The sequence below is a fragment of the Bradyrhizobium sp. NAS80.1 genome, from assembly GCF_001908205.1.
Lineage (GTDB): Bacteria > Pseudomonadota > Alphaproteobacteria > Rhizobiales > Xanthobacteraceae > Bradyrhizobium.
Genome location: NZ_LGHL01000132.1, coordinates 1 through 14,449, shown reverse-complemented (window position 1 = coordinate 14,449; position 14,449 = coordinate 1). Strand labels below are relative to the sequence as shown.

Annotated in this window: 13 protein-coding genes and 5 pseudogenes; 14 read left to right on the top strand and 4 right to left on the bottom strand. The window is 58.7% G+C overall.

What is annotated here, in order from left to right:
* Positions 1–231: 231 nt before the first annotated feature.
* Both dctA and AC629_RS28445 read left to right on the top strand, forming a co-directional pair.
* A complete protein-coding gene (dctA, locus tag AC629_RS28450; RefSeq protein ID WP_074122452.1) occupies positions 232–1,551 on the top strand; it encodes a C4-dicarboxylate transporter DctA in 1,320 nt (439 codons plus the stop codon).
* A 250-nt stretch (positions 1,552–1,801) separates the two neighbouring features.
* Positions 1,802–2,086 (top strand): hypothetical protein, encoded by a 285-nt coding sequence (locus tag AC629_RS28445; RefSeq protein WP_143199509.1) that lies wholly within the window; start codon positions 1,802–1,804, stop codon positions 2,084–2,086.
* A 215-nt stretch (positions 2,087–2,301) separates the two neighbouring features.
* Here AC629_RS28445 and glmS read toward each other — a convergent pair whose 3' ends face one another.
* Positions 2,302–4,128: a glutamine--fructose-6-phosphate transaminase (isomerizing) gene (gene glmS / locus AC629_RS28440; protein ID WP_084808183.1), complete on the bottom strand. Its 1,827-nt coding sequence runs from the start codon at positions 4,126–4,128 to the stop codon at positions 2,302–2,304.
* 1,081 nt (positions 4,129–5,209) lie between these two features.
* On the opposite strand from glmS, the gene gmd reads away from it, so the two are divergent.
* Both gmd and AC629_RS49965 read left to right on the top strand, forming a co-directional pair.
* Positions 5,210–6,295, top strand: coding sequence for a GDP-mannose 4,6-dehydratase (gene gmd / locus AC629_RS28435; RefSeq protein ID WP_074122454.1), 1,086 nt, complete (start codon positions 5,210–5,212; stop codon positions 6,293–6,295).
* Positions 6,276–7,224: pseudogene (locus tag AC629_RS49965) on the top strand (GDP-L-fucose synthase family protein). The gene gmd and the pseudogene AC629_RS49965 overlap by 20 nt, the downstream one beginning before the upstream one ends.
* Here the strand turns inward: AC629_RS49965 and AC629_RS28425 are convergent.
* Positions 7,219–7,416: a hypothetical protein gene (locus AC629_RS28425; RefSeq protein WP_084808182.1), complete on the bottom strand. Its 198-nt coding sequence runs from the start codon at positions 7,414–7,416 to the stop codon at positions 7,219–7,221. The pseudogene AC629_RS49965 and the gene AC629_RS28425 overlap by 6 nt on opposite strands.
* A gap of 212 nt (positions 7,417–7,628) precedes the next feature.
* On the opposite strand from AC629_RS28425, the gene AC629_RS47130 reads away from it, so the two are divergent.
* A complete protein-coding gene (locus AC629_RS47130; RefSeq protein WP_167561390.1) occupies positions 7,629–7,799 on the top strand; it encodes a hypothetical protein in 171 nt (56 codons plus the stop codon).
* A gap of 57 nt (positions 7,800–7,856) precedes the next feature.
* Here the strand turns inward: AC629_RS47130 and AC629_RS28415 are convergent.
* Positions 7,857–8,174 (bottom strand): annotated as a pseudogene (locus tag AC629_RS28415) (AIR synthase-related protein); the annotation flags it as partial.
* Positions 8,175–8,589: 415 nt separating this feature from the next.
* On the opposite strand from AC629_RS28415, the pseudogene AC629_RS50730 reads away from it, so the two are divergent.
* A pseudogene (locus tag AC629_RS50730) lies at positions 8,590–8,946 on the top strand (putative quinol monooxygenase); the annotation flags it as partial.
* Positions 8,947–9,314: 368 nt separating this feature from the next.
* Here AC629_RS50730 and AC629_RS49060 read toward each other — a convergent pair.
* A pseudogene (locus AC629_RS49060) lies at positions 9,315–9,510 on the bottom strand (transposase domain-containing protein); the annotation flags it as partial.
* On the opposite strand from AC629_RS49060, the gene AC629_RS45705 reads away from it, so the two are divergent.
* From AC629_RS45705 to AC629_RS28390, 8 genes and pseudogenes are all read left to right on the top strand, one after another.
* Positions 9,484–9,753 carry a hypothetical protein gene (locus tag AC629_RS45705; protein WP_143198744.1) on the top strand — a complete coding sequence of 90 codons (270 nt, stop codon included), beginning with the start codon at positions 9,484–9,486 and terminating at the stop codon, positions 9,751–9,753. The pseudogene AC629_RS49060 and the gene AC629_RS45705 sit on opposite strands and share 27 nt — an antisense overlap.
* A gap of 467 nt (positions 9,754–10,220) precedes the next feature.
* Positions 10,221–10,897, top strand: a pseudogene (locus AC629_RS49055) (recombinase family protein); the annotation flags it as partial.
* Between the two features lie 137 nt (positions 10,898–11,034).
* Complete coding sequence (locus AC629_RS49045; RefSeq protein WP_245330664.1) at positions 11,035–11,349, top strand: hypothetical protein; 315 nt, start codon at positions 11,035–11,037, stop codon at positions 11,347–11,349.
* A 7-nt stretch (positions 11,350–11,356) separates the two neighbouring features.
* A complete protein-coding gene (locus AC629_RS49040) occupies positions 11,357–11,545 on the top strand; it encodes a transposase (protein ID WP_245332022.1) in 189 nt (62 codons plus the stop codon).
* A gap of 9 nt (positions 11,546–11,554) precedes the next feature.
* The gene (locus AC629_RS49035) at positions 11,555–11,785 is read left to right on the top strand and encodes a hypothetical protein (RefSeq protein ID WP_245332021.1); all 231 of its coding nucleotides are present in this window, start codon (positions 11,555–11,557) and stop codon (positions 11,783–11,785) included.
* A complete protein-coding gene (gene tnpB / locus AC629_RS28400) occupies positions 11,782–12,138 on the top strand; it encodes an IS66 family insertion sequence element accessory protein TnpB (RefSeq protein WP_084808181.1) in 357 nt (118 codons plus the stop codon). The genes AC629_RS49035 and tnpB overlap by 4 nt, the downstream gene beginning before the upstream one ends.
* Before the next feature lie 122 nt (positions 12,139–12,260).
* Entirely contained in the window at positions 12,261–13,739 is a 1,479-nt protein-coding gene (gene tnpC, locus AC629_RS28395; protein ID WP_074117745.1) for an IS66 family transposase, read from the top strand.
* A 59-nt stretch (positions 13,740–13,798) separates the two neighbouring features.
* Positions 13,799–14,272, top strand: a complete 474-nt coding sequence (locus AC629_RS28390; protein ID WP_245330287.1) for a hypothetical protein — start codon at positions 13,799–13,801, stop codon at positions 14,270–14,272.
* Positions 14,273–14,449: the final 177 nt, after the last annotated feature.

Here is a 14,449-nt window from a genome sequence, read left to right as displayed (position 1 = left end):
TCAATACATAGTCAGACCGGTCAAACGGCCGCAGCGTCGGCGCTCGGCGCGCGTTTTGCTTTGACGAGAGAAGAATACGCAGAATTGAAAGCTCACCTTTGAAATCGCGCTGCCGGGTGTCGGACACTCGACAACAGCGTCTTCAATCGGACAGGGCGGAAATAACAGACTCGTATGATGTCGACGCCTCTTAAACGACGGCGCAGTCTTCGAGTAAGTCGGGAGGAACGCATGACCACCATCGCCACTGCGGCGCCTGCGGGAGCGTCGCGACCTTGGTACAAAGTTCTTTATGTCCAGGTGCTGATCGCGATCCTGATCGGCGTCGTCGTCGGATGGCTATGGCCGCCGCTCGCGACGAACGACTGGATCAAGGCGCTGGGTGACGGCTTCATCAAGCTGATCAAGATGGTTATCGCGCCCATTATCTTCTGCACCGTGGTATCCGGAATCGCTCATATTCAGGATGCAAAGAAGGTCGGACGGGTCGGCGTCAAGGCGCTGGTCTATTTCGAGATTGTATCCACGGCTGCCTTGTTGCTCGGCCTACTGACAGGCAATTTGTTCCAAATCGGCCGAGGTCTCTCCGCCAAGCCTGACGCCGCGGCGGTCGCCAATTACGTGAAGCAGGCGGAAGCCTCGAAATCCGTCGACTTCATCCTCAACATCATCCCCGATAGCGTGGTTGGCGCCCTCGCCCGCGGCGATATCCTGCAGGTGCTTCTGTTCGCGATCCTATTCGGTTTTTCTCTGATGGCGATGGGCAAGCGCGGAGAGAGGTTGCGTGGCATGATCGACGACTTGGCGCAAGCGGTTTTCGGCGTGATTGCCATTGTCATGAAGGCGGCTCCGGTCGGCGCCTTCGGTGCCATGGCCTTCACAATCGGAAAGTTCGGACCCGCTGCGCTCGGCAATCTGATCGGCCTTGTCGCTTTGTTTTATGCGACCGCTGCGCTATTCATAATACTCGTACTCGGTCTGATTGCGCGGTTTATCGGCTTTTCGATCTTCAAATTTATCGCCTATATAAAGGATGAGCTCTTGATTGTGCTCGGCACCTCATCCTCGGAAAGCGCGCTACCACAATTGATGGAGAAGCTTGAGCGGTTAGGCTGCTCCAAGCCTGTGGTCGGGCTTGTGGTGCCGACCGGCTACTCCTTCAATCTTGACGGCACTAATATATATATGACGCTGGCGACTTTGTTCATTGCGCAGGCGCTGGGTATCGAGCTCACTTTTAGCCAGCAAGTGACGATTTTGGTTGTGGCGATGCTGACTTCGAAGGGCGCAAGCGGCGTCACTGGCGCGGGCTTCATTACCCTGGCTGCCACGCTGTCGGTTGTCAATCCAGTGCTGGTGCCAGGCATGGCGATCGTGTTCTCGATCGACAAGTTCATGAGCGAGGTGCGAGCGCTCACCAATATCGCGGGCAATGGCATCGCCGCTGTGTTCGTCTCCTGGTGGGAAGGCGAACTGAATTACGCGACGCTGCATGCGGGTCTGAACCGAGAGATCGATCCAAACAATGTGGAGCCCAGGAACAAGACCTAATAGGGCCATGCTTTATTCCCGGACGCTTCCACTCTGTGTAGCCTGCTCGATTTTAGTGGTTCGATTTGGCCGCAGCCGACCTGAGTTACGGCCCCAAAGCTTGCCCGGCTACCGTGTTCGGCGAGTCGGATGGTCGGTCGCTACGTGAATAAACCAGACCCAGCAACCGACCAAGACAGTTCGCTCCGATATTTCTGCTGCGCTGACAAACTCAGCAGTGCGCTGCTGGGGCGCCGACAAGGCGGGACAAGTGGCGGACCGCTTTCGCCTGTTCCACACCTTGGGTGAGGTCCTGCGCTACACGATCGGCCGCCATTATCACAACATAGCCGCCGTCCAATCACGGCGGCCGCGCAACGAGCGAAGCCGGGAGTTCCGCGCCGCCGACCGCGCTTGCCGCATTTACGGACGGATCAAAAGGCTTCGTGAGATGACCGCGATGAGATCTATCGCCCACGTGAGCAGTTGCCCGCTACCCAGAATCGCGCAACTGCTCGGCCTCGACAGGCGCACTGTTCAGCGCTCAGGCTGTTGACGGTGAACCGGAGCATTCGCGTCCTCACACACCTTCACATCTTCCCGCGCACTTCGAGGCAAGGCTCCAGCGCGGCGGGCCTCCGGCCACCACGTGGGCCAGCAGCCTTTGGCGGGAACTTCAGCAACAAGAGTGAGGGTTGCGCGATGGACCGCTGGATTGCGCTATTCCTCCCACGTCTAACAGCAGGACGCGCTTCGACGTTGCTGCTGGCTCTACTCGACCGTCACCGATTTCGCGAGATTGCGCGGCTGATCGACGTCTGTGCCCATCACGACAGCGGTATGATAGGCTAAAAGCTGGAGCGGAATAGCATAAACCATGGGCGCAAAGGTTGCGACCATGTCTGGCAGCAGAATTGTTCGGAAGGTAGCCAATGTCGCTTCCGAAGCTCCCTTCGCATCAGTCATCAGGATGATATTGCCACCACGAGCGGCAACTTCTTGCATGTTCGAAACGGTTTTCGCGAAAAGCGGGTCATATGGCGCAATAACCACCACGGGCACGGTTTCGTCGATCAGCGCAATTGGGCCGTGCTTGAGCTCGCCCGCGGCATACCCTTCTGAGTGGATATAGGAAATTTCCTTTAGCTTGAGCGCCCCCTCTAATGCCAGCGGAACCGATGTGCCGCGACCGAGATAGAGCACATCCGTTGACTTGGAGATTTCGCGCGCAAGTTCCTCGATCTGCGGCTCGGTCTCAAGGGCTGCAGCAATTAACCGGGGAATTTCGATCAGCTCGCGTACGAGTTTCAATTCATTGGTATCGGACAATTCGCCGCGCTCTTTGCCAGCTGCGAGCGCAAGCGCGGCCATCACCATCAGCTGGCAGGTGAAGGCTTTGGTTGAGGCGACACCGATTTCCGGCCCCGCCAGCGTTGGCAACACGGTTTCGCTCTCGCGCGCGATCGTTGACGTCGGCACGTTGACTACGGATATCGTGTGCAGACCATTCGCCTTGGCGTAACGCAGCGCGGCAAGGGTGTCGGCGGTCTCCCCTGACTGAGAGATAAAGATCGCGAGATCCCCCTTGCGCAAGGGTGCCTCGCGATAGCGGAATTCGGAGGCTACATCGATTTCGACTGGAACGCGTGCCAGACGCTCGAACCAGTACTTAGCAACATGGCCGGCATAGTTTGCCGTACCGCAAGCCGTGATCGAGATGCGCTGAACGAGATTGAAGTCAAATGGCAATTTGAGCGGCAAGGCTATGCGCTCGGCAGTCATGTCGACATAATGCGCCAGCGTCTGTCCGAGCACTCCCGGCTGTTCGTGAATTTCCTTGGCCATGAAGTGGCGATAGTTCGCTTTCCCGACGAGGAGCGAGGAGGCGCCAGGCTTTGATGCCTCCCGATTGACGACGGCGCCATTCGAGTCATAGATAAGGCCAATTGTGCGGGTAAGCACGGCCCAATCGCCATCTTCAAGATAGGTGATGGTGTCGGTGAAGGGCGCGAGCGCGATCGCATCCGATCCTAGATAGATTTCGCCGTCACCGTGCCCGATCGCAAGCGGCGCCCCCTTGCGCGCGCCGATCATGAGATCGTTGTGGCCTTTGAACAGGAACGCCAGCGCAAACGCGCCGCGCAGCCGCTGTAGCGACGCTCTCACCGCGTCCTGCGGAGAATAGCCATCCAGCAAATACGATTCCACAAGATGAGCCACCACCTCAGTATCGGTCTCGGAGGCAAAGTTAGCGCCGTTCTGCTCCAGTTCGCCGCGCAAGTCGCGAAAGTTCTCGATGATCCCATTGTGAACAACCGCGACGTTGTCGGTGGCATGCGGGTGGGCGTTGCTTTCGCTCGGCTTGCCATGAGTGGCCCATCGCGTGTGACCAATACCGCTGTGACCCACTAGTGGATTGGTGCGTAGGCGGGCCTCAAGATTTGTCAGCTTTCCCTCGGCGCGTCTAAGCTCAAGACGGCCTTCTTCGAGCATCGCGACGCCTGCGGAGTCATATCCGCGATATTCAAGTCGCTTGAGCGAATCGACCAGTTGCTTGATGATTGGACCACGTCCTAAGATACCGACAATCCCGCACATACGATCACCCCAACTTCACGCCGCATGATGGTCACGCGGTGGAAACTTCTTGGTCAAATTCACTTATCTAAAGATATTCAATCGCCACTGCGAGATTCACTGGGAGCAATTCCGCATGCACAAGCTGAGCCAGGTCTCCAGATCTTCCCTCCTCACCTGGTTCGGCTCCATTGGGGCGTTGGCGAGCACCATCGCATTCGAATGAAGACGCGGCAGCGGACGAAACAGGGCCTTCAAGTTTAGTCGAATATGCAGGCACGTCATTATCGTGCAGCTGGACCGAGATCGGCGGCGCAATCAGAGTTTTCGTCGTGTTTGGAATGTCGTGATTGCAATATGGCTTCGACTCTGGGGACTGACCAAGCTCGCGAGCCGGCGGAGCACATTGAGACCTGCGATAGAATCTCATGACCTTTGTTCAGCTCCTAAATTGGAGTCGAGAGCTTTATGACGCCCGGCCCAGTGTTCAATAGAATGCCGTCCTGGCGCTCCCAGAGGGCAATGCTGCTAGTTCGATGGGACGAGACTGGAGCATTGAGACCGCTCGTTCAATTGTACGGAGGTAAATCTTCCATAGCGAAAGGTTCGAAGAACCATACGAATGTTGGTAACGAACTATCGCAGTCTCGACTAGAACCGATGTGGTGTCGTGATGATGCGTCGCGGTGATCATACTTGACTCAACAAACCACGATGCAACCGGTCCATCTTGGGAGCGATCATCGGCCGAATCACTTCCTTTTCTTGGTTAGGAAATAACGACAGCGTCATAGATGATGGTTCATTAGCTTTCCGCCAGGCAACAGCGCAGGCGTTTGCTTCTCATTGCGCCAGAAATGATCGGGGTAATCAGGCCCGACGAGGAAGAGCTTGTTGACTCGTTCTTGCCTTAACCACGGGAGGACTTTCCAGTGGTATTGCATATCAATGTATATGATGCGCTTGATCTACGCGGGCGTACATTACTAACTCAAAATGGGCCCTCCTTCAATACGCGTGAATGTGGGCTTCATGCGCATGAAAGCTGCTCCAAAATGACTTTTACTACTAAAGGCTCCTTTTCTGCCCAACTGGTGAAACAATGACGGCTCAAGATTCAAAACGGCGCGTTGCGCTTATCACCGGCATTACGGGCCAGGATGGCGCGTATCTCGCGGAACATCTGCTCAGACTTGGCTACACTGTGCACGGGATCAAGCGGCGGTCGTCGTCGTTCAACACCGCGCGCGTCGATCATCTGTACCAGGACCAGCATGCCGGCAACGTGCCCTTCCTGATGCACTACGGCGACATGACCGATTCCACCAACCTGATCCGCCTGATGCAGCAAATCCGGCCGACCGAGATATACAATCTTGCGGCGCAAAGCCATGTCGCGGTCAGCTTCGAAAGTCCGGAATACACGGCCAATGCCGACGGAATTGGCGTACTCCGGCTGCTCGAGGCGATCCGCATTCTCGGCATGGAGAAGGAGACGAGGTTCTACCAGGCCTCGACATCGGAACTCTACGGTCTCGTCCAGGAGGTGCCGCAGAGCGAGACGACGCCGTTCTATCCGCGTTCGCCCTATGGCGTGGCCAAGCTCTACGGCTACTGGATCACGGTGAATTACCGTGAGGCCTACGGCATGTTCGCCTGCAACGGCATCCTGTTCAACCATGAGAGCCCGATCCGCGGCGAGACCTTCGTGACCCGCAAGATCACGCGCGGCGTCGCCCGCATCGAAGTCGGTTTGGAGGCCCGCCTTTATCTCGGCAATCTCGAGGCCAAGCGCGATTGGGGCCACGCCCGCGATTACGTGGAGGGCATGCACCAAATTCTGCAGGACGACGTGGCAGAGGATTACGTGTTGGCGACCGGCGAGACGCGGGCGGTGCGCGAGTTCGTCGAGCTGGCATTCGCAGAGGTCGGCCGGACGATCGAATGGCGCGGCGAGGGCGTTGAGGAGATCGGCATCGACAGGGCGTCCGGAAAAACCGTTGTGGAAATCGATCCGGCCTATTTCCGCCCGACAGAGGTCGATCTGCTGGTCGGCAATGCCGACAAGGCCCGCCAAAAACTCGGCTGGAAGCCTAAGACCAGCTTCGCGCAGCTGGTGCAGGAGATGGTGGCAAGCGATCTCGCCGAAGCCCGTCAGGACGTCGTCAATGGCAAGCGCGCGTTTTGAGCTGAAGGGCAAGACGGTCTTCGTCGCCGGCCATCGCGGTATGGTCGGCTCGGCGCTGATGCGACGGCTCGCGCGCGAGCAGGCCAACCTCCTGACGGCGGCGCGAAGCGAACTGGATCTTCGCGACCAGGCGGCGGTGAGCGCCTGGTTCGCCGCGAATCGGCCGCAGGCGGTGTTCCTCGCGGCGGCCAAAGTCGGCGGTATCGTCGCCAACGATACGCTGCGAGCCGAGTTCCTCTACGATAACCTTGCAATTTCGAACAATGCGATCCAAGCCGCTCATGCGAACGGATGTGAGAAGCTCATGTTCTTCGGCTCGTCCTGCATCTATCCGCGGCTCGCGCCGCAGCCACTGCGGGAGGATTCGGTGCTGAGCGGCCCGCTGGAGCCGACCAACGAGCCCTATGCGATTGCGAAAATCGCCGGATTGAAGATGGTGGAAGCTTATCGCAGCCAGTACGGCGCAGACTTCATCAGCGTAATGCCGACCAACCTTTACGGTCCCGGCGACAATTACCATCCCGAATCACGAGGCCACGATGTCAGGCGCGGCGAACGTCGTGGTATGGGGCACCGGCAAGCCACGGCGCGAATTCCTGTATGTCGACGATCTTGCGGACGCCTGTGTCCACCTGATGAAGACCTATTCGTCGTCCGAGCTGGTCAACATCGGCACCGGCCAGGACATCACCATCGCCGATTTCGCGCTGGTGGTCGCGGCGACCGTCCGCTTTCGCGGCAAGATCCGCTTCGACACGTCGCGCCCCGATGGCACGCCGCGCAAGCTGCTCGATGTCAGCCGCCTGGTCAAAATCGGCTGGCACGCCCGCACCTCACTGCAGGAGGGCATCGGGTTGGCGTATCAGTTCTATCTCGACGAGATCAACAGGCGGCAGCAGACATCAGGGAGGATCATCAGTCGGTCATGAAGCTCCCTGCTTTTTATTGGTGTCGAATTCTTGATCATTGGAACTGGAAGCTTCGGTTTGAAGGCCGCCAGATGAGTTCGCGAAAGCCCATGATCGATGATGGGCAACGGTGTCGAGCTTCACCAGCAGGAAGGCCAGTGAGGCCAGCAGGAAATAGCCTATCTGAAAATGCGGGATGATCATGGTGCCCATGGCGACGGTGGGCTTGCTTCAGAAGAGCCTACCCCGAGCAGCGATCAAGCCGATCTTCTCTCCTTCATCCTTGGGCATGAACGAAATCGCTTCTGCCATCGCGACGAAGCTCACGGAGGCGAGATATGTGGTCGTGATGAGCCATATCCTATTCCCCCGGTGGCCCGCCGCCGCACGAGCGCGACCGGACCGCGGTCGCCGGGAGGGCCGGGATGGACGACCAGGCAGCGCACGCTGCGCCCAACGTCGTCGGGAATCGCCTGCTTCAGGAACGGCGCGATCACAAGGTCCGGCCGATGCAGCGCCACGCTCTCGCGCGTGATCTCGGCATGGATGTCGAGCTCGACCGCGACGTCGTGGCATCGCTCCCTGAGCTCGCCTGAAGCCGCTGCGTCAGGCTGTTGAAGGAATGCGACAGGAGCAGGATGCGATGATTTACCTCAACAGATTCTCGGCAATTGCTCGCCCGACAGCCAGTCGACGATCCGCCCGCCGCCGAAGCTCGTGGCCATCTGCACGAAATGATGATCGTCGGCCAAGGCCTCGCCGATGTCGGCGGCGTCGCTGACAAGCGGATGCGCCCGCATCGCGGCCAGCACTGCAGCAGCATTTTCGGGCGCCACGATCGCGACCAGCTTGCCCTCATTGGCGACATGGAGCGGATCGAGCCCGAGCAGCTCGCACGCTGCCGCGACGCCCGGCTTGACCGGGATCGCCTCCTCGCGAAGATGGAAGCCGAGGTCGGACTGCTGGGCGATCGCGCGGCATTCTACCTTTACGTCGGGGATGCCGATAGCGCGCTCGAACGAGCAATTGCCAATGGCGCGGAGCTCGTTATGGAGGTCGCCGATATGCCTAATGGCGACCGCCAGGGTGGTATCCGCAACATCGCAGGCAATATCTGGTGGGTTTCGCAACGTCTTACGGCTGAGCCTTACTTCAAGACTGATAAACTATGACAGCGCGGCATCGCGCCAATGGAAGCAAGACCGGGGTACCAAACGCGGGCATCGCCTGCACCGCGATCTGCAAATGGGTCTTTAGCTTCGACAACAAAATCTACCAACAGCGCCACGGCGTTGAAAACGCCTTTTGCAGGCTAACGGACTTCTCATACATGAGGATTTCATGAAAACACGTAAGGTAATCATGGCAGGATGATTTACAGTTGACCCGAATAAGCGGGACGATGTTGTTAAAGCGCACGAGGATCTCGTAAAACGCGCTCGCCACGCTTCCGGATGCTTTGACTTGGCGATAACGGCTGATCCGGTTGACCCGGCGCGGATTAACAATTTCGAGTTTTGGCTGTCTGAGGAGGATTTGAATTCATTTCGTGCAATTGCCAATCCTCCCAAGGCGATTACTCCAATCGTGAAAGTTGAAATCCAGAGCATGAAATCCATAAATCGGGACCGCCATTCTAATAGGGCGACAGCGTTCGCCTTCGAAATTGAAAATCTTAAGACCCCCCGGAAGATTTCTCCACCTCCGAAGCAACGAACCACACTTCTACCTCCGGCCGGCTGACATCCACAGCTATGTCAGCTTTGTCGAACGATGGTTTGACGTTACAATTGAAACCTTGCTGAGCAAGGCTCGTTGTCCGAAAGTTGCCTCGAGGAGATAGGGCACACTACCGCAATCAGGACCTCAACGTCGCTTGCTCCTGTTGAGACCAGGATGGGGACAAGGTCGCCAACTGCATATCTACTTCTCGCCCTTTTTGACTTTCGCCATACCCGATTGAAAACACCCGCGGCTGCAACCGCTGCTCCGGCCCCTCGTTCGTCATTGCCCTTCAGATCAAGATTGGGCATCAAAGCACCTCGAGTTTCCGGTCGCACCTTCTCCTTTTCTCAACGCGTTATCTTCGTTCGTGCCCTATCCTTGGATCGTTAGCTGTGTTGCGTGGCTGAGCGCTTGGTTTGCGGGATGGGCACAAGCAACAGGCCATCGGTTTGGCTGTTCGGATGGCCGTTGACGATCCTCCCGATGACGTCGGGTCAGATAGGCCTGCGGTTCGACACTGCGGAGTTTGCAGATCTGACAAGGCGATGACAGCCAGTGTTCGCCGCCGCCGTCGGAGCTGGCGCGCACACCGCACCAGTTTCGCGCCAGAAACAACCTAATCGAAACACAACAAACGCGAACGAAATCATCAAAAACTTCAGGAAAATCAACGAACCCAACCATTATCCCATCGCTCACAACGGTCTGGTTGCAGGTTTGATTCAGGCAAAACTAGCAACGAGATCGATTGCTGGTCACAGTCTTTTGGTGAGGGTGCCGGATTCTCGCCCCAGTATTTGCCACGTGCCAAAGAGCTGGATGTAACCCTTCCTAGCAGCACACACTTCGGCGGGCGAAGGCCTTCCGAGTTCCATCCCTTTTTCTTCGCCGCGGCATCCAATTGCACGACGAGCTCATAGCGGCCGTTCCGCTTAGGCACCGACCAAGCATGATGCTCTGGATGATCACCGACGCCGACATTTTGTGGAATGGCGCTAGCGCAGGTGCGTGCACCTCGCTGAGTTGCGCGCTCACCTAGAGGTTCGATCGTGCGGGAAGCGCATCGAAAATTGTCCTTGCAGACGAATCCAGACAAGGCGATCTTACGCCTTGCGCGCGTACTTGCTCGTCTGGCCGCGAGGGAAGATCATGAAAGAGAGATCGCCGATCGAAGAGACAAGGAAGAGGGCGACGATCTATGCTCGGTTCTCAACCGATCTTCAGAACGAGCGTTCGATTGAAGATCAGCTTTCACTTGTCAAAGCTATGCAGAGCGCGAAGGCTTAACGGTTATCAGCACCCATGAAGATCGGGCTCGCTCAGGTGGCTCGGTCATGGGACGCGAAGGCCTTCTGCGGATGTTGGACCAAGCGCGGGAGAGATCCTTTGACGTAGTGATCGTCGAAGCGCTCGATCGCCTCTCTCGCGACATGGAAGATCTCGCAGGTATCCATAAGCGACTATCTTTTCTCGGCATCGAGATCCGGGCGGTCCACGAAGGCGTCGTTAACACCGTGCTGGTCGGTCTTCGCGGCCTGGTCGGACAACTCTATCGTGAGGACAACACGCACAAGGTGCGGCGTCGCCAAGCAGGCCGGGTCAAGCAAGGTTTGGCTGGAGGTGGCCTAACATACGGATACGATGCGGTCGCCGGAAAGAGCGGCGAACGAGTCGTCGTCGAGGCCGAGGCACAAGTGATCCGCCGTATCTTCCAGGAATACGTGGACGGTCGGACGCCTCGCGAAATCGCGCACGATCTCAACAAGGAGAGGTATCACCTCCGCGGGGGCGGGCATGGAATGCCTCAACTATTAATGGCAATCTCGAGAGGGGTACCGGCATTCTGCAGAACGAGCTTTATGTAGGGCGCCTCGTCTGGAACAAAGTCAGGATGGTGAAAGATCCCGACTCGGGAAAGCGCCTGTCACGACCAAATCCTAAGAGTGACTGGCAGGCGGCTGAAGTGCCGCATCTTGCAATTGTCAATCCAGAGCTGTTCAGAGCTGCTCAGCAACGTAAAGAGGAGCGCGGTCATACCCATCCCAGCCATCAACGTCGGCCACGTCGGATGTTATCTGGCTCCGTTGCGGCTCATGCGGCTCGGGCATGGCAACCAATGGAAGGGACAAATCAGGGCGCGTTCGCATTCGCTGCTCGGCGGCGACGGAGAGCGGCACGTGTCCGGACGCCAAGACTTTTTATTTGGACACTGTTGAGAGCGCGGTCCTCAACGGGCTAAAGGCCGAATTGCGCGCGCCGAAGGTTATCTCAGAATACGTACGCACGTATCTCGAGGAGCGGAAGCGCCTCGCAGCCACATCACATGCAAAACGGCAGCGCCTTGAGCGTAAGCGCTGTTCAGCGGCCACCTACCGGATGACGGGGCGATCTGCGAGTCTGCGGTTCGGTTTCGACCGTTAGGCTTAGAATGGACACAGTGCATACTGCTATCACGGAGCCGGTGCGGCGGCTTGAGGTCTTCACCGGAGCCGGTCGTCGGCGGAAGTGGAGCGACGAGGACAAGGCGCGGATCGTTGCGGAGATCGTGGCGAGTGGCGACTCGGTGTGTTCCGTGGCTCGACGGCATGGATTGTCGCCGCAGCAGCTGTTTGGCTGACGGCGTCAGTTGCGAGAAGCCGCAGGCGGTCATTCCGAGGCGGACGAAGTACAGTTTGTGCCGGCGGTGATGGACGCTGTGGTGCCGGCGCCGACTGCTCACCGGGAGCGCAAAGCGGTGCGCAAGCCAGATAGCGGAATCATCGAGATTGAAGTCGACGGCATCACGATCCGAGCCGGTCGTGGAGCGGACACGGCGAGGATTGCGTCGATCGTCCAGGCGCTGAAGGCGAGCCGGTGATCGGTCCGTCAGGCGCGGTCCGGGTGATGGTGGCGACCAAACCGGTAGACTTCCGCAAGGGCATGGAGGGTCTTGCGACCCTGGTGCGCGAGAGCATGGGTGCAGATCCATTCTCGGGAGCTGTCTATGTGTTCCGGGCCAAGCGGGCGGACCGGATCAAGCTGGTGTTCTGGGATGGAACGGGCCTGTGCCTGTTCGCCAAGAGGCTTGAGGATGGGATCTTCCGCTGGCCGAAGATCGAGGACGGTGTGATGCGCCTGTCAGCCGGGCAATTGTCGGCGCTGCTGGAAGGACTCGACTGGCGGCTTGTGCATGAGGCACGGGAGACGCCGGCGCCAGCGCAGCCCGGATAGCTGTTGGCAGTGCTGCGGCGAAGTGAATCAGGAGCGCCGAACGCGTCGCCAGATGGCGGCGAATATGCTCTGATTTGGGTGTGAGCGACGCCCTGCCTGACGATCTCGAGACGCTGAAAGCGATGCTGCTTGCCGAGCGGTGCGAGAGCGAACGGCTGCGTCAGATCATCAAGGAAATGCAGCGACACCGGTTTGGCCGGCGGGCGGAGACGCTACCCGAAGATCAGATGCTGCTGGGCCTGGAAGACGTCGAGCAAGTCGCCGCGTACGGCGAGACGGCACAGAACGTCAGTGCACCTGAAGGCCGCGATGCGCGAGCTCGCAAGCGCCGCGGCAACCGTGGCGCGTTGCCGGCGCACCTGCCGCGGATCGAGGTCATCGTCGACATCGAGGACAAGACCTGTCCCTGCTGCCAAGGCGAGTTGCACCGGATCGGTGAGGACAGAAGCGAGCGGCTGGACCTGGTCCCGGCGCAGTTCCGGATCCTCGTGACCCGGCGGCCCAAATACGCCTGCCGGGCCTGCGAGGATGGGGTCATACAGGCGCCAGTCCCGGCTAGGCTGATCGAGGGCGGATTGCCGACCGAGGCTACCGTCGCCCAGGTGCTGGTCTCCAAATATGCCGATCACCTGCCGCTCTACCGGCAGGCGCAGATTTATGCCCGTCAGGGCATTGAGCTCGATCGTTCAACGTTGGCGGACTGGGTGGGACAAGCAGCCTTCCACCTGCGTCCGCTGCATGAGCGCCTCCTCGGCAAGCTCAGGCAACGGCCAAAGCTGTTCGCCGACGAGACGACAATGCCGGTGCTTGATCCCGGCCGCGGGCGCACGAAGACCGGTCAGCTCTGGGCCTATGCGGCAGACGACCGACCATGGGGCGGCGTCGATCCGCCGGGCGTCGCCTATGTCTATGCCCCAGATCGCAAAGCCGATCGACCGATCGTTCATCTCGCAGGCTTCAAGGGGATCCTGCAGGTCGACGGCTATGCCGGCTACGCCAAACTCGCCGAGCGGGGCGCCGTTGAGCTTGCTTTCTGTTGGGCGCACATGCGCCGCAACTTCTATGAGCTCGCAACACCTGGCCCGGCACCCATCGCGAGCGAGGCGCTCAAGCACATCGCCGAGTTCTACGCGATTGAGAAGGACATCCGCGGCCGCAGCGCCGAGGAGCGTCGCCTCGTGCGGCAGCAGAAAAGCCGGCCGCTTGCCGATACCTTCCAGGAATGGCTACACGCAAAACTCGCCCTGATCAGCCAGAAGGGCAAGCTCGCCGACGCCATCCGCTATGCGCTCTCACGCTGGGAGGGTCTGACGCGCTTCATCGATGATGGCCGTATCGAGCTCGACAACAACGTCGTCGAACGTTCGATCCGTCCGATCACGCTCAACCGGAAAAATGCGCTGTTCGCAGGCTCCGACGGCGGTGCCGAGCACTGGGCCATCATCGCCTCCCTGGTCGAAACTTGTAAGCTGATTGACACCGATCCGCTTGCTTACCTGACCGACGCGCTCACCAGCATCGTCAACGGTCATCCAAATCGCGACATCGACCAGCTACTGCCCTGGGCCTACCGCACTCAATCCCTCAAAGCCGTGGCCTGAGAACGACGCTTACCCTTGAGCAGCAGCTTGGGCAATTAAAGCGGGAAATCGAACGACTGGTGGATGCGATCGCGAAAGGACATGGCGATCCATCCGTTCTCGGACCGCGATCGACTGCTTTAGATGCCGAACGAAAGCGGATATCTGAGGAGTTGCAGAGCGAACCGCCCTCCCCGAAGGAAATTGCGCTGCATCCGGCCATCCTGCAACGATATGAGGAGCAACTCGGTCGGCTTGAAGAAGCACTGGGTAAAGGTATCAGTGCGGGCGACGGAGAGGCCGCAGAAGCAATCAGAGACTTGGTCGAGACGGTCACTGTGTTCCGCGATCCGGGACGCCCAGGTGGTGTAGCCGTCGAGATAGCAGGCCGGCTAAACGCCCTGCTTGGGGAAAAGGCCTATCCAAATCAAGTCAAAGGAGTGTGGGGAAAGATGGTAGCGGGGGAGCGACTCGAACCCCCGACGCCATTTTTTTTTCTCACTGCAAATGGCCGCGACATCGATGGTGAGCCGAACAGAGATCTCGGCTCGTGACGAGCATTGTTAACCCTTAAGTCGCGCGCAAGCCCGCCCTAAACAACCGCATCACTCCAAAGAGCCACTGCCCACGCTTGCTGACGATAGATTTTTCTTGATCTCCCGGTGCACACGTCGTGCACACGCCGCCCTCTAACCACTTGAAAAACTTAAACTTTCGCTCCAATCCATCAT